This is a genomic window from Pseudomonas sp. NBRC 111123, from assembly GCF_001320205.1.
Taxonomy (GTDB): domain Bacteria; phylum Pseudomonadota; class Gammaproteobacteria; order Pseudomonadales; family Pseudomonadaceae; genus Aquipseudomonas; species Aquipseudomonas putida_J.
Map to the genome: position 1 here is coordinate 36,541 of NZ_BCAZ01000020.1, position 24,025 is coordinate 60,565.

Consider the following 24,025-nt stretch of genomic DNA (forward strand, 5'->3'; position numbering starts at 1 on the left):
ATTCCTGGCGGTCGGGTTCTTCAATGGCTCGCGAGTTCTTTGCGGACGATCTCTGCCCCCGCACTCAAGGCACTCAGCTTGCCGCTGGCCACCCGGCGCGGCAGCGGCGCCATGCCACAGTTGGTGCACGGATAGAGCTTGTCGGCATCGACGAATTGAAGCGCCTTGCGCAAGGTATTGGCGACTTCCTCAGGTGTTTCAATCGCGTGGTTCGCCACGTCAATGGCACCGACCATCACGTTCTTGCCACGGATGAGTTCGATCAGCTCCATGGGCACATGGGAGTTGTGGCACTCCAGCGAGATGATGTCGATGCTGGACGTTTGCAGCTTGGGGAAGGCTTCTTCATATTGCCGCCACTGCGAACCCAAGGTTTTCTTCCAGTCGGTGTTGGCCTTGATGCCGTAGCCATAGCAGATATGCACGGCCGTTTCGCATTTCAGGCCTTCGACCGCCCTTTCCAGGGCGGCCACACCCCAGTCATTCACCTCGTCGAAGAACACATTGAACGCGGGCTCGTCGAACTGGATGATGTCAACGCCGGCAGCCTCCAGCTCCCGGGCCTCCTGGTTGAGAATCCTGGCAAATTCCCAGGCCAGTTTTTCGCGGCTTTTGTAATGGCTGTCGTACAGCGTATCGATCATGGTCATGGGGCCTGGCAGCGCCCACTTGATCGGCTGCCGGGTTTGCTGGCGCAAGAACCTGGCATCCTCGACAAATACTGGCTTTTGACGCTCAACAGTACCCACCACCGTCGGTACGCTGGCGTCATAACGATCACGGATCCTGACCGTCTCACGTCGCTCGAAGTCAACACCGCTCAGGTGTTCGATGAACGTGGTGACAAAGTGTTGGCGCGTCTGCTCGCCATCACTGACGATATCGATGCCGGCGTGCTGCTGCTCTTGCAAGGCCAGGCGCAGCGCATCCTGTTTGCCTTCGATCAGTGCCTCATCTTGCAACTTCCAGGGTGACCAGAGTGTTTCCGGCTGCGCGAGCCAAGAGGGTTTAGGCAAGCTGCCAGCGGTGGAAGTAGGTAGCAGTTTTTTCATCGCAAATAACCTTGTATGCCTTGTCAATCAACGCGTGTAATCAGCGGACCACTGCTCGAGCACCGCGTGGTAAGGCTTGATGAAGTGTTCTTCGACAAAGCGCCCTTGTTCGATGGCCAGCCGGCTACGTTCCTCGCGGTCGTAGACAATGCGAGTCAATGAGTAATCCTGGTGTTGCAGGCTGGGCTGGTAGGCTTTGCCTGCGGCGGAATTGGCATTGTAGATTTCCGGCCGATAGATCTTCTGGAAGGTTTCCATGGTGCTGATGGTGCTGATCAACTCAAGGTTGCTGTAGTCGCCGAGCAGATCACCGGAAAAATAGAAAGCCAAGGGCGCGACGCTGTTCGGCGGCATGAAGTAACGCACGTTCAAGCCCATTTTCTCGAAGTATTCATCCGTCAGTGAATACTCATCTTGCAGGTATTCAAAGCCCATTACAGGGTGCTGATTTTCAGTCCGGTGATACGTCTTGCTGCTTGAAACGCTCAGGCAGATGACCGGTGGTTTGGCAAATTGCTCTTTATACGCCGCTGAGTTGACGAAGCATTTGAACAGCTTGCCATGCAGTTCACCAAAGTGCTCAGGCGTGCTGAAGGCCGCCTGGTCTTTATTGTGGCCCAGCAGTAATACGCTGAAATCATAGTCGCGCACGTAAGACGAAAAATTGTTCCCGACCATGCTGGCAACGCGCTCGCCAGTGGTACGATCGACGACGTTGGTTTTCAGTATTTCAATCAACGGCAATGCATGATCACGGCGTTGCGCGGCGATGCTCATCTCGACGGAAATAATCTCAAGTTCGACGCTGTATCGATTTCCTTCGGGATTGTCCCAATGCGCCAAGGCGTTGAAACGGTTGTCAATCATCTTCAACGTATTGCGCAGGTTTTCCTGACGGCGTGCGCCTCTTGCCAGGTTGGCGAAGTTGGTGGTGATACGCGTGGTTTCAGCAGGACGATAGTGTTCGTCGAAACAGATGCTGTTGATGGAAAACTTGAAGTCTGTGCTCGTCATGGCTGACCGTCTCACTCGAATACTTAAATAATCTCCAACTGATGGGCATTCTAGGTTGTGGGTCTGATCGCATGGAACTGAATTGATTTCACAGCACCTTTAGCCACGCTCATGACGGCCTCGGCACCTTCAGTTGCAGGGGAAATTCCATTTAGTTCAAGAGACCTTTAGCGGCCAGGCGGTGGTCTATGCTGAACCTTCTCTGTCGAAGGAATTACCCCATGTCAAAGCTTTATCCCAGTATTGATCCAGAGGGGCTGATCGAGTACTCGGTGGTCTACACCGACCGCTCGCTCAATCATATGTCGCAGGCATTTCAAGGCGTGATGAAGAACATCTCCAGGACCCTGAAGCAGGTCTACAACGCCCAGGCCGTCGCGGTAGTCCCGGGCAGCGGAACATTCGGCATGGAATCGGTAGCGCGCCAGTTTGCCACCGGCCAGCCATGCCTGGTGATACGCAACGGCTGGTTCAGTTATCGCTGGAGCCAGATCCTTGAGATGGGCAACATTCCGGCGGCCACCACGGTGCTGAAAGCCCGGCCGGTCGATACCGGTCGCCAGGCTGCCTACGCCCCACCCCCTCTGGAAGAAGTGCTGGCGGCCATTCAGGCGCACAAGCCGCAGATTGTCTTCGCCCCCCACGTTGAAACCTCCTCCGGGATTATCCTGCCCGACGATTACCTGCGGGCCGTTGGCGACGCCGTGCATGCAGTCGGGGGGCTGTTCGTGCTGGACTGCATCGCCTCAGGCACGCTCTGGGTCGACATGCACAAGTGTGCAGTCGACCTGCTGATCAGCGCACCGCAGAAAGGCTGGAGCGCTTCCCCGTGCTGCGCCTTGGTGATGCTCAGTGCGTTGGCCCTTGAGCGCATCGAGCAGACGCAGAGCAGCAGCTTTGCCTGCGACCTGAAAAAGTGGCTGCAGATCATGCAGGCCTACGAACAGGGCGGGCATGCCTACCACGCGACCATGCCCAGCGATTCACTCGCGCGGTTCAACGACGTGATGAACGAGATGCAAGCTTACGGTTTCGACAAGGTCCGCAGCGAGCAACAAGCGCTGGGCGATCGGGTGCGGGCCATGTTGACCGGCAAAGGCATCAAGAGCGTGGCCGCAGCCGGCTTTGAGGCCCCGGGCGTAGTGGTCAGCTACACCGATGACGCCGACATCAAGAACGGTAAGAAATTTGCCCGGCACGGCCTTCAGATAGCGGCTGGCGTGCCGTTGCAATGTGACGAGCCGGCCGACTTCCAGACCTTCCGCATTGGGCTGTTCGGGCTTGAAAAACTGCACAATATCGAGCGCACGCTCAGCACCCTTGAGCAGGCTCTGGACGAAGTGATGGCGGACTGAGCCCTCCTCCCCCGGCGGCAGCCTCTGCCGAACGGCAGTACGCGTTCGGCGGCGGGCTGTAACACCGCGGGGCAGGCACTCATCGGTCAGCGCACCTTCAGCAGGTAGTCCAGGGACAGCCTGCCCGCCCCCCGCGCGATCAACAGCAGCAGTAGTCCCGCCCAGGTCAGGTGCGTGGGCCATGCATCGGGGTAGACGAACACTTCGATTACCGTGGTCATGCCCAGCAGCGCCAACGCCGACAGCCGTGTCATCAGGCCAAGCACCAGCAGCAGCGAGAACAGGTGTTCGGCGTAGGTGGCCAGATGCGCCGCCAGCCAGGGGGACAGCAGCGGCAGCGCGTACTCGGTGCGAAACAGCTCGTAGGTCCCCGGTGTGATGGTCAGCCAGCCTTCGACCTTGGTGCGCCCGGAAAGGAAGAACACCGCGGCAATACCGAACCGGGCAACCAGGCACAAGACGGTATCACCAATGTGCTGTTGTACGGTGTCGGCAAGCCGGTTCCAGGTGTGCCGCAGGTTGCTGGCCAATGGCGTGGAGTGAACGCGGTCCATGGTGGTGTCCTCAAGCAAAGCTGAGCGGGCAGAAGACCTGTGCGCCGAGCAACCGGCCGAGCAGGTCGGTGAAGTCCAGGTCCGGTTGGGTGAGTTGGGCAAACTGTGAGGCCAGTTCAAGGGGCTGTCGGGCTGCGCAGGCTTGCAGGAACGCACAACCGCCCTTCTCCAGTGGTTGATGGCAAACGCCCTCGGGGCCGCCGACGAACAGCACGCCCTCGCCGGCCCAAGGGTGATCGTCCGCCCAGTCCAGTTGCTCGCGGCCGCAGCGCCAGAGGCTGTAGGCCGGATGCTGCTCGCACCAGTGCCAGCGGACGCTGCCACGGGGGCGCATGACACTGCGCGCAAGGTCGCTGGCAGTCATGCCCGCCAGCTCGGCAAGGTCGAGGCAAGGTTCATCGAGGGCACTGAATGCCTCGCTCCAGCAGGCATCCAGCCGGGCGACTTCGGCCAGGTAGGGCAAGCCGTGTTGCGCCTGCCACTGCTCAAGGTAGTCTGCAAAGGCTGCGCCGTAGTGAATCAGCCGGGTATCGCTGGGCGGCGCTTGCCCCGCATAGTCCGCTGCAGCCGCTTCCATCCATTGGCGCCCGACCAGGGTCAGGATGCTGGGAAAGTTGGCGCACAGCGCCTCCACGCAACCGGCCATCACCGTGTTGCGGTACACCGCGAACGCCGCCTGTTCGGTGAGCGCCGCCAGCCCGGGCGCCGGGCGCCCCTGCAACGCTGCGACGAAGGCGTCCTGGTACTGGCTCAAGGTAAGCTGCATGGCTGCACTCCCGGACCGCTCAGGGTCGACTGGGCCATGGCGCGTTCGCCAAGCAGCTCGGTGAACGGCGGAACATTGCCATCACGCTCCAGCAGCGTCGGGCGCGGGCCGACCCGTGCGATCAGGCGCCGGTAAAGCGCCCAGACGGGCTCGGCGACACGCGCATCATGGGAATCGATCAACAAGCCGGCTTGCGCGTCCTGGCTGTAGCCCGCCAGGTGGATTTCGCTGATGGCCTGCGCCGGAAAACGGTCCAGGTAGTCGGTGGCACTGAAGCCCAGGTTATGTGCACTGACGTACACGTTGTTAACGTCCAGCAGCAAGCCGCAACCAGTGCGCCGGGTCAGCTCCGCAAGGAAATCGATCTCATCCCAGTCGTGCCCTTCCAACTGCAGGTAATGGCTGGGGTTCTCGATCGAGATACGCCGCCCGAGCGCGTCCTGGCTGCGCTGGATGTTGCTGCCGATGCGGGCCAGGGCCTCGCTGCTGCGCGGGAACGGCAGCAGGTCGGGATGATAGTCGCCGCGCCAGGTCGACCAGGCCAGGTGCTCGGACACCAGCACCGGCCGGACCTGGTCGATCAGCGTGCGTAACCGTTGCAGGTGCAGCGGATCAGGGTCGGCATCAGCCGCCAGCGACAGCGCCACACCGTGCAGCGACAGCGGATGGCGCTCGGCGATGCGCCTCAACCAGGCAAGGCGTGGGCCGCCGACCATGTAGTTCTCTGGGTGAACCTCGAACCAGAGCCCCTCGGCGCTGCACGCGAGGGCCTGGGCGTAGTGCTCGGCCTTGAGCCCGATCCCGGCGCCCAACGCTACATTGCCGTTCATGGTCGGCCTCCTCTGCTCAGGCCTTGACCGGAGTCAGCGAGCCCATGCCCGCTGGAGTCTTGATCGACGTGCAGGTGCCTGCCGGGACGTTTTTCCAGTGCATGCCGTCGTAGTCTTTCTTGGCAGAACCTGCGCAGGTGGTGCCGGCGCCTGCCTTGCAGTCGTTCTTGCCGGCCATGGCGACGCCATAGCATTTTTCCATGGCGGCGCCGCTGCCGGCCGGCTGGGTGGGGGTGGCCGCCAGGGCGGCACTTGCCAGCGAAGCGAGGGCCAGGGCGGCGGTGGCGAGGGCTAAGGTTTTCATGCTGAAGTCTCCAGGGTGTGTGGCCGTGGCACGTTTACCGGCGGCTCATGGAGTAGTTCGTGGCATGCCCGGATCGGGTTACAGCCCTGGAAAAATTTTTCGCTCAACCGGCTGCGGCCACCTAAGGTTTCAATCCAGGGGGCCGCCAACGGTGGGCTCACAGAAAATGCACCCACGGTGTAACCCAGGCGGCCCATGCAGCGAACTAACTCACAGGCACTGCTCGATGCGCGCGAAGCCCAGCTGCAAGCCTTGCTGCTGGCAGGCCTGGCGGGTGATGCGCAGGCTTACCGGGCATTCCTTGCGGCCCTGGCACTGCATATCCGGGCGTTTCTGCGCCGGCGCCTGGCCCGGCGCCCTGCCGAGATCGAAGATCTGTTGCAAGAAGTGCTGCTGGCGGTGCACAACGCGCGGCATACTTACCAGGCGCAACAGCCGTTGACGGCGTGGGTGCAGGCCATTGCCCGCTACAAGCTGGTCGACTACCTGCGCAGCAGGGCCCGCCTGGAGGCGCACAGCACGCCCCTGGATGACGACGCCGAGCTGTTCGCCAGCAGCGATGCCGAGCCGGCTGAAGCCAGCCGGGACCTGGCCAGGCTGCTTGAACAGCTGCCAGCGCGCCAGCGGCTGCCGATCGTTCACGTCAAGCTGCAGGGGCTGTCGGTGGAAGAAACCGCCCAACTGACCGGGCTTTCCAGCTCTGCGGTCAAGGTGGGCATACATCGCGGCCTGAAGGCGCTGGCCAGGCTGATTGGAGGCAAGCATGAAAACCGATGACCTGATCAGCCTGCTGGCCGCAGGTGAAGGCCCGGTGCAGCGCAATGTGCCGAGCAGGCGCCTGGGGCTGGCCGTGCTGCTTGGCCTGCTGGCGGCAGTGCTGATGACTGCGGCCCTTTACGGTGTGCGCAGCGACCTTGCCGAAGTGGCGCGCACCCCGCTGTTCTGGGCCAAGGTTGCCTTGCCTGGCAGCCTGGCGGCGCTGGGGCTGTGGCTGACCAGCCGGCTGGCCAGGCCGGGCGTACGCGGTGGCGTGGCCTGGGGGCTGCTTGGCCTGCCCTTGCTGCTGCTGTGGCTGGGCGCGGCGCTGAGCCTTGCCGGCGCCCCCCTCGATGCGCGCGCCGACCTGCTGTTCGGCCGCACCTGGCGCACCTGCGCGCTGAACATTGCCTTGCTGTCGCTGCCGGGGCTGGTCAGCGTGTTCTGGGCCCTGCGCGGCCTGGCACCCACCCGTTTGCGCCAGGCCGGTGCCGCAGGCGGCCTGCTGGCCGGGTCGACGGCCACCTTGGCCTACTGCCTGCACTGCCCGGAGATGGGAGTGCCGTTCTGGGGCCTTTGGTACGTCCTCGGCATGCTGCTGCCAACTGCGCTCGGCGCGTGGCTGGGCCCGCGCCTGCTGCGCTGGTAAGCCCTGCCCGCACGAAACCACTGGGTATGCCTGAGGGGGCGCCGCAACCAGCCGATAAACTGGGCGAACAGCTCCGATTGCGAGTTGATGTCCAGCCTCGCGCTGCCTCGCTCGCTATTTGCTGGCGATCGAGTGCCCCGCCAGCGGGCAGCTCTGGGCGTTGAGGAAGCGCGACGTCTTCAGCCAGTCCTGCTGCGGGTAGTAGGCAAACACATAGCTGCCGCGCTGCAGCGTGTCGATCAGCTTGCCAGCAATGGCCGGCCGCACGGCAGGGCAGCCCTGGCTGCGCCCCAGGCGCCCCAGGCCGGGCACGACCTTGGGGTCGGCATAGGCGGCGGCGTGCATGACAATCGCACGCGACATGCTGTTGTCGTTGAACCCCGGCTCAAGCCCCTGCAGGCGCAGCGAGCGGCCGTGCTTGCCGCTGTAGGTCTGGCCGGTCTCATACAGGCCGATGGAGGATTGGTAACTGTTCGGGGCATTGGAGAACAAGGTCGGCACATCGGCGCCGCTGTTCTTGCCATGGGCGACCCATTCCTCGAACAGCAGTTTGCGCGCGCGCAAGTCGAACACCCAGAGCCGCTTGTCACGCGAGGCCTTGGAGTAATCGATCACCGTCAGCAACTTGTCCGCCTCGCTGTGGCTGGCGCAGGCGTAGGCGCTCAGTGCCAGGGTCAAGGTCGAAAGGCTGGCGTTCGGCGCGAGCTGCTGCAGCTCGGCGGCGCTGGGCAGGGGTTGCGCCTGGGCACTGTGCCAGGCGCCGAGTAAAAACAGGCCAACACTGGCCACCGAGAGCCGGAGGGCGCCCTGCAAGGGATTGAAAATCGACATGGGTTACCCGGGTAAAGACCTGAACCTGTCAGCGAAAAATCCGCCGGTTTAAGGCCAAAAGCCACCACTTTGCTTGATTTCTAGCGCAATGCCGATCATTTCTTGACCAACGGCTTAAGTTCTTCATCGTCGTCGGTGGTGATCACAGTGAATTTCCCGTCGCTGCGAGTCTCCCGGGTAGACGCCCAATCGGTGATCACCAGCATCGTGCCGACATCCATCGCCGCGCGCAGATGACGGCGGAACTCCGCGTTGATGTTCAGTTGCCCCAGTTGTTCATAGGGCGTACTCCCGTATTCAGGGTTGCTCAGGCCCACCACCGACCACCGTAAGGGTAGCCCGTCATCGAGTGCCAGGGCGGATGGTTTTTGCAGCAGCGAGTAAACCGCCATGCCGCTGCGATGCTGGCTCTCTTCAATGGAAAGGGCGGGTGCCGAGCCGATCAACTGGCCACCGCGGTACACGTAGGCGCGCCGGTCAGCGCGGCTGATCAGGATCGACAGCGGCCCTGACGCCGGGTCCGGGTCGTTCCAGAACTGCTGGTTACTCAGTACCAGCGGGCCCTGGGCCTTGCCTGCGTTGACCGTAGGCGCCAGCACGCCGGGGTGGTAGACCTCCACCGGCGCACTGTGGGTATCGGAAACGATGACCGTGGTCGAACTGAAACCCGTGACCTCATACAGCTTCTTGGCAAATTCCAGCGGCAGGCGCACGCAACCATGGGAGGCTGGGTAGCCCGGCAGGTGCCCCGCATGCAGGGCGATACCGTCCCAGGTCAGCCGCTCCATGTAGGGCATCGGTGCGCTGTTGTAGAGGCTGGACTGGTGCTCGACCTTCTTCTGCAGAATGCTGAATACCCCCGTGGGGGTTTCCCGGCCGGCCTTGCCGCTGCTCACGGTGCTGACGCCAATGGCGATGCCGTTGCGATAAACGTAGGCACGTTGCTCGGTGAGGCTGACCACCACCGTCACCGGCCCTACCGGCGAGACCTGCGGGTACCACAGAAACTGGCCAGGCTTTAGGCTGTCTAGCTGGCTCCTGAGTGCAGCCGGAGTGGGCACCTGCAGCGGCGCCGCCTCGACCAAAGTGGCGGCAAGCAACAGGCCTAGCGCTAGCGGTAGATGCGACATCGACTGACCTCCATGGCAACCTGCCACAAGCTTATTCTGAACACCCCTTGCAAGCCACTTGTTCAACACGTCGAGTGCGCGAGGTACCAACGGTGCACAGTGAACGTGCACATAATTCCCACATGAATGCTCAGGCAGCCAGGGACCTGGCTGGCATGAACGCGCCGGGACCGTGAATTCCCCCTCGTTCACGGATTGGTACGAATCTTGTTTGTATACAAATACCAACAATAAAAGTACACAACCATCATGGAGTCCCGATGGCGTCGATTTCCCGTTCCGATGTTGGCCAGCTTGCCGATCTCCCCGCCGAGACGACTGACCCCAGTCAACTGCAAATGAGCCCGCGCCTGTACAGTGCCGACCTTGCTCCGACCCGCGCGGCAAACCGCACCTGGGGGCGCTACAGCCTGTTTGCCCTGTGGACCAATGATGTGCACAACATCGCCAACTACTCCTTCGCCATCGGCCTGTTCGCTTTGGGCATGAGCGGCGCGCAGATCCTCGCCGCCTTCGCGCTGGGTGCGCTGGTGATCTACGGCCTGATGAACCTGTCTGGCTACATGGGGCAGAAGACCGGCCTGCCCTACCCCGTGATGTGCCGGATCAGCTTTGGCATCCACGGTGCCCAGATTCCGGCACTGATCCGCGCGGTGATCGCCATCGCCTGGTTCGGCATCCAGACCTACCTCGCCTCGGTGGTGCTGCGCGTCCTGCTCACCGCCATCGCGCCCGACCTCAAGTCCTATGACCAGAATTCGATGCTTGGCCTGTCGACCCTGGGCTGGGTTACCTTCCTCGGCATCTGGTGCGTGCAAGTGGCGATCTTCGCCTACGGCATGGAGATGGTACGCCGCTTCGAATCCCTCGCCGGGCCGATCATCCTGGTCGCTTTCACCGGCCTGGCGGGCTGGATGTACTGGCGCAGTGGCCTGTCGATCGCCTGGTCCAGCGGCAACGCGCCGACCGGCCCCACGATGTGGCTGAAAGTGCTCGGTGCCGCCGCGCTGTGGGTCTCGCTGTACGGGACCATGATCCTCAACTTCTGCGATTTCACCCGCAACTGCCCGGACCGACGCACGATCAGCGTGGGCAATTTCTGGGGCCTGCCGGTGAACATGCTTGGCTTCGCGCTGATCGCCGTGGTGCTCGCCGGCGCGCAGTTCAGCATCGACGGCAAGCTGGTACAGAGCCCAAGCGAAATCGTCGCCGCCATCCCCAACACCGCCGGCCTGGTGCTGGCCTGCCTGGCCTTCCTGCTCGTCACCGTGGCGGTGAACATCATGGCCAACTTTGTCGCCCCGGCCTTCGTGCTCACCAACCTGGCACCGAAGGTGCTGAACTTCCGCCGCGCGGGCTTGCTGAGCGCCACCATCGCGGTGCTGATCCTGCCCTGGCACCTGTACAACAGCCCGTCGGTGATCGTGTATTTCCTCGGCGGCCTGGGTGCCCTGCTCGGCCCGCTGTACGGCATCATGGTCACCGATTACTACCTGGTACGCCGCAGCCGGGTAAACCTGCCGCAGCTGTACAGTGAAAGCCCCGAGGGCGCCTATCACTATCGCGGCGGGGTCAACCTGCGTGCTGTGGCGGCGTTTGTCCCGGCCTCGCTGATCGCCATCCTGCTGGCGTTGGTGCCGGCATTCGAAACGCTGTCGCAGTTCTCCTGGTTCTTTGGCGCCGGCCTGGGCGGGCTGATCCACTACGCGCTCGCCAACCGCAGCACCCGGTACCTGGAAGTGTCTGGCGAAAGCATCGCCGTGGACAGCGCGCATCACTGAGTTTTGCCTGCCGTCAGATGTGCAGTGCCTGTGAGATCGAGCGCCGCCCGCGCGGCGCATCGCGGATAAATCCGCTCCTACACCTGTTGCAACGTGCCGAACCTGTTACGCCATGATTGCCCGCCCTGGCGCTTGACTTGAGCCGTGCATACCGGCTGACAACCATGGTTGGCCACGTTGCAACAAATGTAGGATTTATCCGCGATGCGCCGCGCGGGCGGCGCTCGATCTCACAGGCGCTGCATCTCTCTGCGTTTATGAGCCCACTCGGACAGTCAGGAAGCCAGCGCTTGCGAACGCCGCGGCGTCGGTGCCTCGTACCGCTGGGGTTGCTGCCAGGCCAGCTGGGCCTGCACCTGTTCAGCGGCATCCATGACCTTCTGCGCCCAGCGGTCATCTTCCGGGTTGACCACGACCACACGGAAACCGTGGTCATAGCCCTCGATGCCGACCCCTTCGGAATCATCGACGTGCAAGTCGATGTCGAACGCTGGTGGATACTTCGAAGGGGCATTCTCAAGCCCGTGCAGCGACAAAACGTGCTGGTGGCGATCGCTGTTGACCACGCCGTCAACGTGAATGCCGTAAAGCATCAGCCAGCGGCGGATATAGGCCGGTGTGCGCCCCGAAGAGGTGTAGATCCAGATGCTGCAGCCCTGGCGGCGCAGGTCGCGGATCAATGAACGCGTGCCGCTGCGCAGCGGTTCGCCCAGCCAGCGGTGGATGAACGTCGGCAGCTTGCTGTGTTCTTCATCGGCGTGGTGAGGCAGGCAGGCCAGTGTGTCATCGATATCGAAGGAAATGCGCATCTGCGGGCGCCTGAATTTACGCCCGATGGCTTGCCACGCACGTCGCCCACTGGCCCTGCCTTGCTCTAGAATCGAATACCTTTCCATCATCGGCTCCCCTGACGGGCCGGCACGCAGGTGCCGCGCAGGAAGAACTTGTCGGGTTCAGGCGCCTTCGCTTCGAGGAAGGCTGCGTACTTTTTCTTGATCTTGGGCAATTCGTACAAAGCCTTCACACCATGCTTGGCGGAGTTGCGAATGACCGAGGACGGGTTGAAGTAGCCCTCGGCGTTGTCCAGCGTCAACACGAACGGCGGCAACCCTGCACGCATCAGCAGGTAGCTGACGATGAGCGACCCCGTGCGGTTGTTGCCTTCGATGAACAGCTGCGGCTTGCTGAGGATGCGTACATAGACCCCGGCTGCCCGCTTCCAGATCGACTCGCTGCGGTACGAGCAATACCAGTTGTACAGGTCCTTGATGCCGCCTTCGACGTTGTTGAAAAAGCGTGCCTCAGTGGCCTCGAGGTGTGGGGCGAACTCGCGGCGGCGCGCCGGGTCACTGCCGCACAGCACGGTGGCGTTGATCTCCAGCATCAGGTTCAGCTGCTGCAGGTCGAACAGGTCCACACCCCGTGCGACATAGTCGTCAATCAAGGCATAGCCTTCAAGCACATTGAGCAGCACCTCGTCGGTGAACGGATCACGCGGCTCGGTGAAGTGCTGGCTGAGTTCGGCAAAGCGGCCCTGCACTTCGCGAAGTGCGCGCTCTACCGCTGGCAGGTCAAGACGACATGTCGCATCCATTGGTAATCTCTTGAAACAGAACAATCGTTAAAGCGACCCACCCCGCTCGGCCTTCCTGGCCTGCGGGGTGGGTCGCCGGGGGGGTGGCGCTGGCTCAGCTGAACTTGCCGCTGATGTAGTCACTGGTCAGTTGTTCACGCGGATTCTGGAAGATCTGCGTGGTCGGGCCCATCTCTACCAGGTAACCGGTGCGGGTGCCCTGGGAGATGTCGACCGAGAAGAACGCGGTGGTGTCGGCCACACGAATCGCCTGCTGCATGTTGTGGGTCACCAGGGCGATGGTGTAGTCCTTTTTCAGCTCGACCATCAGCTCTTCCACCCGGCGGGTGGCGATCGGGTCGAGTGCCGAGCACGGCTCGTCGAGCAGCAGCACTTCAGGCTCAGTGGCGATCGCGCGGGCGATGCACAGGCGCTGCTGCTGGCCGCCGGACAGCGACAGGCCGCTGACCTTCAGCTTGTCCTTGACCTCATCCCACAGCGCAGCGCCTTGCAGGGCGTGCTTGACGCGGTCGCCGATGTCGCCCTTGTAGCGGTTCAAGCGCAGGCCGAAGGCGACGTTGTCGAAGATGCTCATCGAGAACGGGTTTGGCTGCTGGAACACCATGCCGATATAACGGCGCACCACCACCGGGTCCACGCCCTTGCCGTAGACATCCTGGCCAAGGAAGTGCACATGGCCTTCGAAGCGGAAGCCTTTGACCAGGTCGTTCATGCGGTTGAGGCTGCGCAGCACGGTACTCTTGCCGCAGCCGGACGGGCCGATGAAACCGGTGATCTCGTTTTTCCTGATCGGTACGTGGCTGTCGCGGACCGCCATGAAGTTGCCGTAGAAAATCTTGTCCAGCTTGCAGTCCATGACAATTGGCGCTTCGCTGACCAAGGGAGCGGCTCTTTGCGCTGTAGATACGTTCACGGTCGAATGCTCCCTTTCTCAGTACTTGGGCTTGCCGAAAATACGGCTAAGAATGTTGACTACCAGCACGATCATCACCAACACCAGCGAGGCCGCCCAGGCGAGCTCCAGCTGGTTGTCGAACGGCATGCCGGAGAAGTTGTAGATCAGTACGGCAAGCGATGCCGTGGGGTTCATGACGGCCAGGCTGCCGTCGTGGTAGATCCAGTAGTTGCTGAACAGTGCGGTAAACAGCAGCGGTGCCGTTTCACCTGCAGCGCGGGCCACGGCCAGCATGACGCCGGTGAGGATGGCCGGCATGCCGGTCGGCAGCACGATCTTCCAGATCACCTGGGCGCGGGTGCAACCCATGCCATAGGCGGCGTCCTTCATGATCTTGGGCACCATCTTCATGGCTTCTTCAGCAGTCAGCACGACGATCGGCAGCATCAGTACCGCCAGCGCCACGCCACCGGCCGGGGCCGAGTAGGTACCGGTGGTCATCACCACCAGGGCGTAGGCGAATACACCGGCGAGGATCGACGGCAGGCCGGTGAGCATTTTTGCCGCGAAGCGCGAAGCGTTCGCCAGCTTGCTCTCGGGCCCGAGTTCGGCGAGGAACACCGCCGCCAGGATGCCGACCGGCACCGCGATGGCTGCGGCGATGCCGACCATGACGAAGGTACCGGCCAAGGCGTTACCAAAACCACCGCCCATCTCGAAACCGGTGGGTGGCAGCTCGGTGAACACTTCCAGGCTCAGCCGTGCACCGCCGCGGGTGATCAGCATGTACAGCACGGAAATCAGGGGCACGCTGGCCAGCAGGGCCACGCACCAGACCGTGGAGGTCAGCACCAGGCTGCGCAAGGCGCGGCCTTCGAAGCGACGCTGCAGGCTGGGCAATGCCGTAGTTGCCGCTGTGAGGTCAGTCATTATTTGTTACCCCGCTGGGCGTAGAGCATGATCATCGAACCGAACACGTTCACCAGCAAGGTGATGAACATCAGGACCAGGGCGGCGTACATCAGCACTTCGATCTCGTTCGGCCCGGCCTCAGGGAAGTTCAGTGCCAGCAAGGCTGCCAGCGTGTTGGCCGGGGCAAACAGGGACAGGGTGATGGTGTTGGCGTTACCGACCAGCATCGCCAGGGCCATTGTTTCGCCCAGTGCGCGGCCAAGGCCCAGTACCAGGGAACCAAAGATGCCGGTGGCGGCCGACGGCACCATCACCTTGAGGATGGCTTCCCAATGGGTGGTGCCCATGCCATAGGCCGCCTGCTTGGTCTTCATCGGTACGCTGGTCAGCGCATCCTGGGAAACGGCGGCAATGGTCGGCAGGATCATGATCGCCAGCACCAACGCCGCCGGCAGCAGGCCGGGGCCACTCAGGGAGGTGCCGAAGAACGGGATCCAGCCCAGCTCGCTGTTCAGCCAGGCGGTCAGGGGCCGGATGGCCGGAATCACTACATAGATGCCCCACAGGCCATAAACGACGCTGGGGATGGCGGCGAGCAGCTCGACGATGGTGCGAAACACCGCGGCAAGCCTCGCCGGCAAGAAATCCTGGGTCAGGAAAATGGCCATGCTGACGCCGAAGAAACCTGCGATCAACAAGGCAATCAGGGCGCTGTAAAGCGTGCCCCAGATGGCGGGCAAAATGCCGTATTTGCCCTGGTTGACGTCCCACACACTGCCGAACAGCACGTCGAAACCGTGCTTTTCCATTCCTGGAAGTGCTTTGCGTCCTACTTCGTATACCAACGCGAAAACCAGCGCGAGAATCAGCACAACACCGATACGTGCAAGGGCACGGAAGGTGCGGTCGACCAGGAAGTCCTTGGTGGACGGCGGCTGGCACGCGGAGCCTGGGTTATCCGGTATGGCAAAAGGTGTGTTCATTTGGCTGATTCCGGGACTAGGGGCAAACACGCCCGGCACGGTGGGTCACACCACGCCGGGAGCGCCTGACGGTGTTACTGGATGCTTTGCGACGCTTTGCGCACTTCGTCGACAACCGACGGCGGCAGCGGGATGTAGCCCATCGAGTCGGCGATCTTCTGACCGTGGGTCAGGCCGTACTCGACCATGTCACGCATGGCCTTGGCCTTTTCCGGGCTGCCGTTGTCCTTGCGGAAGATCATCCAGGTGTAGGAAGTGATCGGGTAGGACTTGGCACCTTCCGGGTCAGGCAGGTGAGCAATCAGGTTTTCCGGCATTTTCACCGCAGCCAGTGCTTCGGCACCGCTCTCGGCGTTCGGCACGACGTATTGGCCGGCCTTGTTTTCCAGCTCGGCGAAGTCGACCTTGGCCAGCTTGGCGAAGCCGTATTCGATGTAACCGATGGCGCCCGGGGTCTGGCGAACGGTGGCGGTCACGCCGTCGTTTTTCGGCGACTTGATGAACTTGTCGGTGGCCGGCCAGTTGACGGTGTTGCCTTCACCCAGGTCTTTCTTGAAGTCGGCGTTGATGGCCGACAGGTGCTTGGTGAAGACGGCGTTGGTACCGCTGGAGTCGGCACGCACGACCACGGTGATCGGCAGATCAGGCAGCTTCAGGCCTGGGTTGGCCTTGGCGATCAGTGGGTCGTTCCACTTGGTGATCTTGCCCAGGAAGATGTTGGAGTACACATCGCGTGGCAGCTTCAGGCCTTTCGGATTGCCTGGCAGGTTGTAGGCCAGGACGATTTCACCGGCGGTCATCGGCAGCAGCTGTACGCCCTCGCCGACCTTGGCAATGTCTGCTTCGCTCATGGCCGAGTCGCTGGCTGCGAAGTCGACGGTCTTGTTCAGGAAGTCCTGAACACCCGCCCCGCTCCCCTTGGACTGGTAGTCAACGGTAACGCCAGCAGTGTTCTTGCTGAAGTCCTTGAACCAGGTCAGGTAGATAGGCGCAGGGAAACTGGCGCCGGAACCGGTCAGGCGAACGTTGTCTGCGGCAAAGGCCGAAGTGGCGCTAAGCGAGACGGCAACAGCGAGTGCAGCAGACTTCATCAGGCGTATCATGGAAAAAGCGCTCCGTGTGATGGCCGACACACTTTGCAGCAGCTGTGTTACAGCTTTGTGACTATTGAATGGCAGTCGATGCATTACCCCCCTCTAGTACGGGGGCTGACAGGCAGCGGGCTGTCATTTTGTGGTAACCAAATATGACTAAACACGTTGCCATCATCCCCCGACGCGAGTGCCCGCCATGTCCCCCACCGAACACACCTTGATCAGGCGCATCCATCGCGAGCTGCTGGACCACAGTGATGAAGAGCTGGAACTGGAACTGGCCGAGGACGGCCATGACCTCGATGCCCTGTTTGACGAGGACATGGAGGAAGGCAGCGCAAAGGCCGCGCGACGCACCTACTTCCGCGAGCTGTTTCGCCTGCAGGGTGAGCTGGTGAAACTGCAGAGCTGGGTGGTGAAGACCGGCCACAAGGTGGTCATCCTGTTCGAAGGCCGCGATGCGGCTGGCAAGGGTGGCGTGATCAAGCGCATCACCCAGCGCCTCAACCCCCGGGTATGCCGGGTGGCGGCATTGCCGGCACCCAATGACCGGGAACGCACGCAGTGGTACTTCCAGCGTTACGTTTCGCATCTGCCCGCAGCGGGCGAGATCGTGCTGTTCGACCGCAGCTGGTACAACCGCGCAGGCGTCGAGAAAGTCATGGGCTTTTGCAACGACGACCAGTACGAAGAGTTTTTCCGCAGCGTGCCGGAGTTCGAACGCATGCTGGCCCGCTCGGGCATCCAGCTGATCAAGTACTGGTTTTCCATATCCGACCAGGAACAGCACCTGCGCTTTCTCAGCCGCGTGCATGACCCACTCAAGCAATGGAAACTCAGCCCCATGGACCTGGAGTCGCGTCGGCGCTGGGAGGCCTACACCAAGGCCAAGGAAGTCATGCTCGAACGCACCCACATCGCCGAAGCGCCCTGGTGGGTGGTGCAGGCCGATGACAAGAAGAAGGCCAGGCTCAACTGCATCCATCACCTGCTTGGGCAAATGCCCTATGAAGAAGTGCAGGTGCCGACGATCGAGCTGCCGCAACGGGTCAGGAAAGAGGACTACATCCGCAACCCGACCCCGAGCGATATCATCGTGCCACAGGTGTACTGAGACAGCGGGCTGACGGGCTCAAAGCACCATGACCATTTCATGCCAGGCCATGCCACCGTGGTCCGAGGGCGAAGGCCGCACATACTGGTAGCCCATCTTGCGGTACAGCTCGACATGCTGTTGCTTGCACATCAGGTGGATGGTCTGCTTGCCCTGGGCCTTCATGCGCGTGATGAACTCGCCCATCAGCCGCTTGGCGTAGCCCTTGCCCTGGTGGGCAGGGTCTACCACCACCGACATGATCACCACGTTGGGCGCCAGCGGGTCATGGCCGACCAGTTCCTTGAAGGCCTCGTCGGACATCACCACATCGTGGGCGCAGCCGCTGTTGATGAAGCCGACGATGCCATGGGCGTCTTCAAGCAGCAGGAAGCCTTCAGGGTATTGGCTGATGCGCGTACGGATCTTTTCCAGCGTGGCCGCTTCGTCACCCTCGTAGGCACCGATCTCGATCGCGAAGCAGCGCTCGGCGTCACGCACGACAGGTTGGCGGAATGACGTGTTGCTCATGGGTATGCATCCATAAAATGAAATGATCGTGCCCATAGGGTAATTGAGCCGGGCTGCAAACTCCGCATCCTTTTCGAGCGTTATGATGGAACGCCTGCTGCGCGCTGCCCTCCCACCTTTATGCAGGGCGAACAGCGCGCTGCCTATTCACTTCTGGAGCAATGGCCCGCATGAAAAAGATCCTGATGGTGCTCACCTCGCACGACCAGCTGGGGGATACCGGCAAGAAAACCGGCTTCTGGCTGGAAGAATTCGCTGCGCCTTACTACGTGTTCGTCGACGCCCACGCCGACGTCACCCTTGCCTCGCCCAAAGGCGGCCAGCCACCGCTAGACCCGAAAAGCGACGAACCGGACGCCCAGACCGACGCCACCCGGCGCTTTGCCAGCGACACTGACGGGCAGATGGCCCTGGCCGACACGGTGCCGCTGGGCGAAATCGACCCCTACCACTTCGATGCGGTGTTCTACCCCGGTGGCCACGGGCCGCTGTGGGACCTGGCCGAGGACAAAGACTCGAAGGCCTTGCTCGAAGCGTTCTATGCCGCCAACAAGCCGATTGCCGCAGTGTGCCACGCGCCAGGCGTATTCAAGCACGTCAAGGCGCCAGACGGGCATCCGGTGGTCAAAGGCAAGAAGGTCACCGGCTTCGCCAACAGTGAAGAACAGGCCGTGGGCTTGACCGAGGTGGTGCCATTCCTGGTTGAGGACATGCTCAAGGCCAATGGCGGCGAGTACTCCAAAGCTGCGGACTGGGCAAGTCATGTGGTCGAGGACGGCCATTTGATCACCGGGCAGAACCCCGCCTCATCCGAGGCGGCGGCCCAGGCACTGCTCAAGCGACTGGCGCCCTGACACGCAGCGGACCTGGGCAGCCGAGCACTAGGGCTGCCTGGGCCTGGCGGATGGGCACGGGGCGCTCAAGCAGCTAGCTCACGATGCTCTTGGAGGAGCGGCCTTGCCGGGGCGCCGGACCGGCAAGGCCGCTCCTAAGGCCCGCGCAAGTCTGTCAGAGAAGGAATTGCAGTGACGACCCAAGCTTTGCAGCAGCCCAACGATGGCTCGGGACGCCTTTACAGCACCGACATCCCCGCCCGCCTCGACCGCCTGCCGTGGACGCGTTTTCACACCTTGCTGGTGTTGGCGCTGGGTATCACCTGGCTGCTCGACGGCCTTGAAGTCACCCTTGCAGGTTCGGTAGCCGGCGCGCTCAAGAACAGCCCTGCACTGCACATGAGCAACACCGACATCGGCCTGGCAGGCGCCAGCTACATCGCCGGTGCGGTGCTCGGCGCGCTGTTCTTCGGCTGGCTGACCGACCGCCTGGGCCGGCGTCGACTGTTTTTCATCACCTTGTTCCTCTACATCGGTGCCACCGCGGCAACGGCGTTTTCGTGGAGCCTGTGGAGCTTCCTGGTGTTCCGCTTCCTGACCGGTGCCGGCATCGGCGGCGAGTACACGGCGATCAACTCGACCATCCAGGAGTTCACCCCGGCACGCTACCGCGGCTGGGTCGACCTGACCATCAACGGCACCTTCTGGATCGGCGCGGCACTCGGCGCAGGCGGTGCCGTGATCCTGCTCGACCCGGCGGTTGCCGGTGGCGAACTCGGTTGGCGTTTGTGCTTCGGCATCGGCGCAATGCTGGGCCTGCTGATCATGCTGATGCGTTTGTGGATACCCGAAAGCCCACGATGGCTGATGATCCACAACCAGCCGGAGCGCGCCGAACGCATCGTCGCCAACATCGAACGCCATTACCACCAGCGCGGGATCGCAATTGCGCCGTTGCAGGCCCCTCCCCTGCGCCTTCGCGCACGGGACCATACGCCCCTGCCAGAGGTGTTCCAGAGCCTGTTCGTCGAGCATCGCCGCCGCGCCCTGGTAGGCCTGACCTTGCTCACCGCCCAGGCATTCTTCTACAACGCGATCTTCTTCACCTATGCGCTGGTGCTGACCGATTTCTACGCCGTGCCGTCGGCCAAGGTGGGTTGGTACATCCTGCCCTTCGCGCTCGGCAATTTCTGCGGCCCGCTGCTGCTTGGACGGCTGTTCGACGTGATCGGCCGGCGCATCATGATCAGCGCGACCTACCTGATCTCGGGCGTGTTGCTGACGGTCAGCGGCTACCTGTTCCAGCAGGAACTGATCGACGTGACCCAGCAGACCGTGGCCTGGATGGTGATCTTCTTTTTCGCCTCTGCGGCCGCCAGTTCGGCTTACCTCACCGTGGCGGAAACCTTCCCGCTGGAAATCCGTGCGCTGGCCATTGCCGTGTTCTATGCATTCGGCACCGGCTTGGGTGGCCTGATCGGGCCGACACTGTTCGGCGCGCTGATCGAAACCGGCGAGCGCATCAATGTGCTGTACGGCTACCTGATCGGCGCTGCGCTGATGATCATCGCTGCCGTGACCCAGGCCATGTGGGGCGTGGCCGCCGAGCGGCGTTCACTCGAACAGGTGGCCAGGCCGCTGTCGCAGATCAGCGAGCCGTGACCCACCGCCCGTCCCTTCGATGGCACTGCCGATGGCCCTGAACGCTCAACCCTGCAAGCCCACCACGCAGGAGTGATCGCCATGCCACGCGGCGACAAGGACACATACACCGACAAGCAAAAGCGCAAGGCCGCGCACATCGAAGAAAGCTACGAGCACAAAGGCGTGCCGAAGGATGAAGCCGAGGCGCGCGCCTGGGCTACCGTGAACAAGCAGTCCGGCGGTGGCGAGAAGGCGGGTGGGTCGGGCAGCGAAACCTCAGCCGGCGAGCAGAAAAGCGCCCGTTCCGATTCGGCCAAGCGCGCCGCCAAGTCCCGTGAGGGACATTCCCGGACATCGAGCACCTCGCTGGAAAGCCAGACCAAGGCAAGCCTGCTCAAGGAGGCGCGCAGCAAGGACATCAAGGGCCGTTCGAGCATGACCAAGGCAGAGCTGGTGCAAGCCCTGCGCAAGTGACTGCACGCTGTCGGCGCAGCATGGGCCAGCCGCCCCTCAGCCACGATCAGCGCTATGCATGGCCGAGGAGTACCTGCACGTCTGCTACAAGCTCTGGGAAACCAGCTGGGACGACGACGCAGTGCAGGCCGACCGGCAAAGCGGGGTGTACGCCGACCCACGCAAGGTCCACGGCATCGACCACCAGGGCACTTGGTTCAAGGTGCCGGGCTTTCATTTGAGCGAACCCTCGCCGCAACGCTCGCCGGTGATCTACCAGGCGGGCGCGCCTTCGCTGCCGCCAATGCCGAGTGTGTGTTCGTCGCCGCGCCCAGCAAGGCGGTGCTGCGCAAACAGCTGGCCGAACTGCGCGCTGCTGTCCTTGACCGAGACGAATATGGGGATCGCGCTCAGCTGCCAACCACGGCATCGAGCGGTGTTTTGCTCCACGCGAAAAGCCTAAGGCGTCCCCTTCAGGGGTTACAGCGACATGTACGCAGTCAATTGCATGATGTTCGATGATGCCAGCGGCTCATCGGCTCACCGGTGACAGGGTCCTGTTCAGGGTCCGGGACAGCCGCCATGCGCGCCAGCACTTGCTGGTGAGCCGCCCGGTCAGGGCGTTGGATGTCGTAATCTTCCTGCCCGCGCGGATAGGCGCCAACCACCAGAAAGTCCTCGCTGCAGGCGATGCAGCGATGCCCCGTCCCGGCCGGCAACACCAGTACGTCACCTGCCTTCACGCTCAGCGTCTGCCCCGCCTCCCCACCCAGCGTCACCCGCGCATGACCACGGGCAATACCCAGTACTTCGTGAGCGTTGGGATGGAAGTGGTGGTAATCGAAAATCCCGTCACGCCAGAGTGGGGTCCACTGGTACCCCGCGAACAGTGCCTCGAAGCCAGCGGCAGTGTCCTGCGCAGCGTCGAGCTGCAAGTGGTAGAGCAAGACCGGCAAACGGCTGTTGGGGGTTGCCCCGTCATCTGCGAAGCACAGGGTCTGTACAGCGACATTCACGGTGTCGATTTCCATCATGAGTTGAGCGTCCTGACCAGGTTCTCGGTCTGCTTGAGAACGCCCGGCACGTTGCGCGGTTCCGGTCAGCCGACCGACGTGAACACCATTGAAACTTTCCCCGGGCGTACCCAGTCCAGACCCTATCGACGACAGACCGGGAGAGGACTATGACTGGCACGGTAGGCGACTTTCTGGTGGAGCGCTTGTATCAATGGGGTGTGCGGCGCATCTTCGGCTACCCTGGCGATGGCATCAACGGCGTGTTCGGCGCGCTGAACCGCGCCAACGGCAAGATCGAGTTCATCCAGGCCCGCCACGAGGAAATGGCCGCGTTCATGGCCAGCGCCCACGCCAAGTTCACCGGCGAGCTTGGCGTGTGCATCGCCACCTCTGGCCCCGGCGCCTCGCACCTGCTCACCGGCCTGTACGATGCGCGTATGGACCATCAGCCGGTGCTGGCCATTGTCGGCCAGCAAGCGCGAGCGGCCCTGGGCGGGCACTACCAGCAAGAGCTGGACCTGCTGTCGATGTTCAAGGACGTGGCCGGTGCGTTCGTCCAGCAGGCCTCAACGCCAGAGCAAGTCCGGCACCTGCTCGACCGCGCCGTGCGCACGGCGGTCGGCGAGCGCCGTGTCACCGCCATCATCCTGCCCAACGACTTACAGGACCTGCCCTACGCAGAGCCGCCCAGGGCCCACGGCACGGTGCATTCCGGCATCGGCTACAGCAAGCCCAAAGTCGTGCCCTTCGAGGAAGACCTTCAGCGTGCTGCCGATGTGCTCAATGCCGGGCGCAAGGTAGCGATGCTGGTCGGGGCCGGCGCGCTTCAGGCAACCGGGGAGGTCATTGCGGTGGCCGAAAAACTCGGCGCGGGCGTGGCCAAGGCGCTGCTTGGCAAGGCCGTACTGCCAGACGACCTGCCTTGGGTCACCGGCTCCATCGGCCTGCTCGGCACCGAACCCAGCTACCAGCTCATGAGCGAATGCGACACCTTGCTGATGATCGGCTCCGGCTTCCCCTACTCCGAGTTCCTGCCCAAGGAAGGACAGGCCCGAGGCGTGCAGATCGACCTGCAGCCCGACATGCTCAGCCTGCGTTACCCGATGGAGGTCAACCTGGTCGGCGATGCTGCGCAGACCCTGCAAGCGCTGCTGCCATTGCTCGATCAGCAGCAAGACATGCGCTGGCGCGACAAGGTCGTACACTGGCGCGCACGTTGGGAGAAGACTCTGGAGAAACGCGCGTTGGCCAAGGCCGACCCGATCAACCCGCAGCGCGTGGCATACGAGCTCTCCCCTCGCCTGCCCGAGCACGCCATCGTCACCAGTGACTCAGGCTCCTGCGCCAACTGGTTCGCCCGTGATGTGCAGATACGCCAAGGCATGCAGTGCTCGCTGTCTGGGGGCCTTGCCAGCATGGGCGCAGCCGTGCCCTACGCCATCGCCGCCAAGTTCGCTCACCCGCAGCGGGCGGTGGTGGCCCTGGTCGGTGACGGCGCCATGCAGATGAGCAACCTGACCGAGCTGATCACCGTTGCGAAGTACTGGCAGCAATGGGACAACCCGCAGTGGATCTGCGCGGTGTTCAACAACGAGGACCTCAACCAGGTCACCTGGGAGCAGCGGGTCATGGAGGGCGACCCGAAGTTCGAGGCCTCGCAATCGATACCCGACGTGCCCTACCACCTGTTCGCCATTTCCATTGGCCTGCAAGGCATCTACGTGGACCGCGAGGAGGAGATCGCCAGCGCCTGGGAACGGGCCCTGGCTGCCGACCGGCCCGTGCTGATCGAGTTCAAGACCGACCCGAACGTGCCACCCCTGCCGCCGCACATCAAGCTCGAACAGGCGAAGAAGTTCGCCAGCACCCTGCTCAAGGGCGACCCGGACCAGGCCGGGGTGATCGTGCAAACGGCCAAACAGGTGCTCAGCTCGGTGTTGCCCGGCAAGAAATAA

At 62.6% G+C, this 24,025-nt stretch carries 25 protein-coding genes and 1 pseudogene; 10 read left to right on the forward strand and 16 right to left on the reverse strand.

What is annotated here, in order from left to right; translation table 11 throughout:
- Positions 1-20: 20 nt before the first annotated feature.
- A complete protein-coding gene (locus APH27_RS12515; protein ID WP_060484966.1) occupies positions 21-1,052 on the reverse strand; it encodes a methionine synthase in 1,032 nt (343 codons plus the stop codon).
- Positions 1,053-1,079: 27 nt separating this feature from the next.
- Positions 1,080-2,066 carry a DUF1852 domain-containing protein gene (locus APH27_RS12520; RefSeq protein ID WP_060484967.1) on the reverse strand — a complete coding sequence of 329 codons (987 nt, stop codon included), beginning with the start codon at positions 2,064-2,066 and terminating at the stop codon, positions 1,080-1,082.
- Between the two features lie 221 nt (positions 2,067-2,287).
- Between APH27_RS12520 and APH27_RS12525 the strand changes: the two genes are divergently transcribed.
- Positions 2,288-3,421: an aminotransferase class V-fold PLP-dependent enzyme gene (locus APH27_RS12525; protein ID WP_060484968.1), complete on the forward strand. Its 1,134-nt coding sequence runs from the start codon at positions 2,288-2,290 to the stop codon at positions 3,419-3,421.
- Positions 3,422-3,507: 86 nt separating this feature from the next.
- On the opposite strand, the gene APH27_RS12530 is transcribed toward APH27_RS12525, so the two are convergent.
- The 4 genes from APH27_RS12530 to APH27_RS12545 are packed head-to-tail and all read right to left on the reverse strand — an operon-like array spanning position 3,508 to position 5,875.
- Positions 3,508-3,975, reverse strand: coding sequence for a DoxX family protein (locus tag APH27_RS12530; RefSeq protein ID WP_060484969.1), 468 nt, complete (start codon positions 3,973-3,975; stop codon positions 3,508-3,510).
- A 10-nt stretch (positions 3,976-3,985) separates the two neighbouring features.
- Entirely contained in the window at positions 3,986-4,741 is a 756-nt protein-coding gene (locus APH27_RS12535; RefSeq protein WP_060484970.1) for a DNA-binding domain-containing protein, read from the reverse strand.
- Positions 4,726-5,571, reverse strand: a complete 846-nt coding sequence (locus APH27_RS12540) for a DUF692 domain-containing protein (protein WP_060484971.1) — start codon at positions 5,569-5,571, stop codon at positions 4,726-4,728. Before APH27_RS12540 ends, APH27_RS12535 begins: the two co-directional genes overlap by 16 nt.
- A gap of 16 nt (positions 5,572-5,587) precedes the next feature.
- Complete coding sequence (locus APH27_RS12545; RefSeq protein ID WP_027918783.1) at positions 5,588-5,875, reverse strand: DUF2282 domain-containing protein; 288 nt, start codon at positions 5,873-5,875, stop codon at positions 5,588-5,590.
- Between the two features lie 195 nt (positions 5,876-6,070).
- Between APH27_RS12545 and APH27_RS12550 the strand changes: the two genes are divergently transcribed.
- Both APH27_RS12550 and APH27_RS12555 read left to right on the forward strand, forming a co-directional pair.
- A complete protein-coding gene (locus tag APH27_RS12550; RefSeq protein ID WP_060484972.1) occupies positions 6,071-6,652 on the forward strand; it encodes a sigma-70 family RNA polymerase sigma factor in 582 nt (193 codons plus the stop codon).
- On the forward strand, positions 6,639-7,280 hold the full coding sequence (locus tag APH27_RS12555; protein ID WP_060484973.1) for a DUF1109 domain-containing protein: 642 nt from the start codon (positions 6,639-6,641) through the stop codon (positions 7,278-7,280). The genes APH27_RS12550 and APH27_RS12555 overlap by 14 nt, the downstream gene beginning before the upstream one ends.
- 114 nt (positions 7,281-7,394) lie before the next feature.
- Here APH27_RS12555 and APH27_RS12560 read toward each other — a convergent pair whose 3' ends face one another.
- Both APH27_RS12560 and APH27_RS12565 read right to left on the reverse strand, forming a co-directional pair.
- Positions 7,395-8,111: a murein L,D-transpeptidase catalytic domain family protein gene (locus tag APH27_RS12560; RefSeq protein WP_027918786.1), complete on the reverse strand. Its 717-nt coding sequence runs from the start codon at positions 8,109-8,111 to the stop codon at positions 7,395-7,397.
- A gap of 95 nt (positions 8,112-8,206) precedes the next feature.
- On the reverse strand, positions 8,207-9,241 hold the full coding sequence (locus tag APH27_RS12565; protein WP_060484974.1) for a L,D-transpeptidase: 1,035 nt from the start codon (positions 9,239-9,241) through the stop codon (positions 8,207-8,209).
- Between the two features lie 260 nt (positions 9,242-9,501).
- On the opposite strand from APH27_RS12565, the gene APH27_RS12570 reads away from it, so the two are divergent.
- Complete coding sequence (locus APH27_RS12570) at positions 9,502-11,022, forward strand: NCS1 family nucleobase:cation symporter-1 (RefSeq protein WP_027918788.1); 1,521 nt, start codon at positions 9,502-9,504, stop codon at positions 11,020-11,022.
- A 275-nt stretch (positions 11,023-11,297) separates the two neighbouring features.
- Here the strand turns inward: APH27_RS12570 and APH27_RS12575 are convergent, their stop codons facing one another.
- The 6 genes from APH27_RS12575 to pstS all read right to left on the reverse strand — a co-directional run bounded on the left by APH27_RS12575 (position 11,298) and on the right by pstS (position 16,509).
- Positions 11,298-11,918 carry a hypothetical protein gene (locus APH27_RS12575; RefSeq protein WP_060484975.1) on the reverse strand — a complete coding sequence of 207 codons (621 nt, stop codon included), beginning with the start codon at positions 11,916-11,918 and terminating at the stop codon, positions 11,298-11,300.
- On the reverse strand, positions 11,918-12,616 hold the full coding sequence (locus APH27_RS12580; protein WP_027918790.1) for a hypothetical protein: 699 nt from the start codon (positions 12,614-12,616) through the stop codon (positions 11,918-11,920). The genes APH27_RS12575 and APH27_RS12580 overlap by 1 nt, the downstream gene beginning before the upstream one ends.
- A gap of 94 nt (positions 12,617-12,710) precedes the next feature.
- Complete coding sequence (pstB, locus tag APH27_RS12585; protein ID WP_050437214.1) at positions 12,711-13,472, reverse strand: phosphate ABC transporter ATP-binding protein PstB; 762 nt, start codon at positions 13,470-13,472, stop codon at positions 12,711-12,713.
- 75 nt (positions 13,473-13,547) lie between these two features.
- Entirely contained in the window at positions 13,548-14,441 is an 894-nt protein-coding gene (pstA, locus tag APH27_RS12590) for a phosphate ABC transporter permease PstA (protein WP_027918792.1), read from the reverse strand.
- A complete protein-coding gene (gene pstC, locus APH27_RS12595) occupies positions 14,441-15,406 on the reverse strand; it encodes a phosphate ABC transporter permease subunit PstC (RefSeq protein WP_027918793.1) in 966 nt (321 codons plus the stop codon). Before pstC ends, pstA begins: the two co-directional genes overlap by 1 nt.
- A 74-nt stretch (positions 15,407-15,480) precedes the next feature.
- On the reverse strand, positions 15,481-16,509 hold the full coding sequence (pstS, locus tag APH27_RS12600; protein ID WP_027918794.1) for a phosphate ABC transporter substrate-binding protein PstS: 1,029 nt from the start codon (positions 16,507-16,509) through the stop codon (positions 15,481-15,483).
- A gap of 187 nt (positions 16,510-16,696) precedes the next feature.
- On the opposite strand from pstS, the gene ppk2 reads away from it, so the two are divergent.
- On the forward strand, positions 16,697-17,614 hold the full coding sequence (ppk2, locus tag APH27_RS12605) for a polyphosphate kinase 2 (protein WP_027918795.1): 918 nt from the start codon (positions 16,697-16,699) through the stop codon (positions 17,612-17,614).
- Between the two features lie 18 nt (positions 17,615-17,632).
- Here ppk2 and APH27_RS12610 read toward each other — a convergent pair whose 3' ends face one another.
- On the reverse strand, positions 17,633-18,124 hold the full coding sequence (locus tag APH27_RS12610; protein ID WP_027918796.1) for a GNAT family N-acetyltransferase: 492 nt from the start codon (positions 18,122-18,124) through the stop codon (positions 17,633-17,635).
- Positions 18,125-18,294: 170 nt separating this feature from the next.
- Between APH27_RS12610 and APH27_RS12615 the strand changes: the two genes are divergently transcribed.
- The 4 genes and pseudogenes from APH27_RS12615 to APH27_RS12630 all read left to right on the forward strand — a co-directional run.
- The gene (locus APH27_RS12615; RefSeq protein WP_060484997.1) at positions 18,295-18,978 is read left to right on the forward strand and encodes a type 1 glutamine amidotransferase domain-containing protein; all 684 of its coding nucleotides are present in this window, start codon (positions 18,295-18,297) and stop codon (positions 18,976-18,978) included.
- A gap of 171 nt (positions 18,979-19,149) precedes the next feature.
- Complete coding sequence (locus APH27_RS12620) at positions 19,150-20,619, forward strand: MFS transporter (protein ID WP_082435103.1); 1,470 nt, start codon at positions 19,150-19,152, stop codon at positions 20,617-20,619.
- A gap of 81 nt (positions 20,620-20,700) precedes the next feature.
- Positions 20,701-21,075 (forward strand): hypothetical protein, encoded by a 375-nt coding sequence (locus APH27_RS12625; RefSeq protein WP_027918799.1) that lies wholly within the window; start codon positions 20,701-20,703, stop codon positions 21,073-21,075.
- Between the two features lie 14 nt (positions 21,076-21,089).
- Positions 21,090-21,447: pseudogene (locus APH27_RS12630) on the forward strand (5,10-methylene tetrahydromethanopterin reductase); the annotation flags it as partial.
- 107 nt (positions 21,448-21,554) lie between these two features.
- On the opposite strand, the gene APH27_RS12635 reads toward APH27_RS12630, so the two are convergent.
- Entirely contained in the window at positions 21,555-22,088 is a 534-nt protein-coding gene (locus APH27_RS12635) for a cupin domain-containing protein (RefSeq protein ID WP_060484977.1), read from the reverse strand.
- Between the two features lie 149 nt (positions 22,089-22,237).
- Between APH27_RS12635 and APH27_RS12640 the strand changes: the two genes are divergently transcribed.
- Positions 22,238-24,025, forward strand: a complete 1,788-nt coding sequence (locus tag APH27_RS12640; protein ID WP_060484978.1) for a thiamine pyrophosphate-requiring protein — start codon at positions 22,238-22,240, stop codon at positions 24,023-24,025.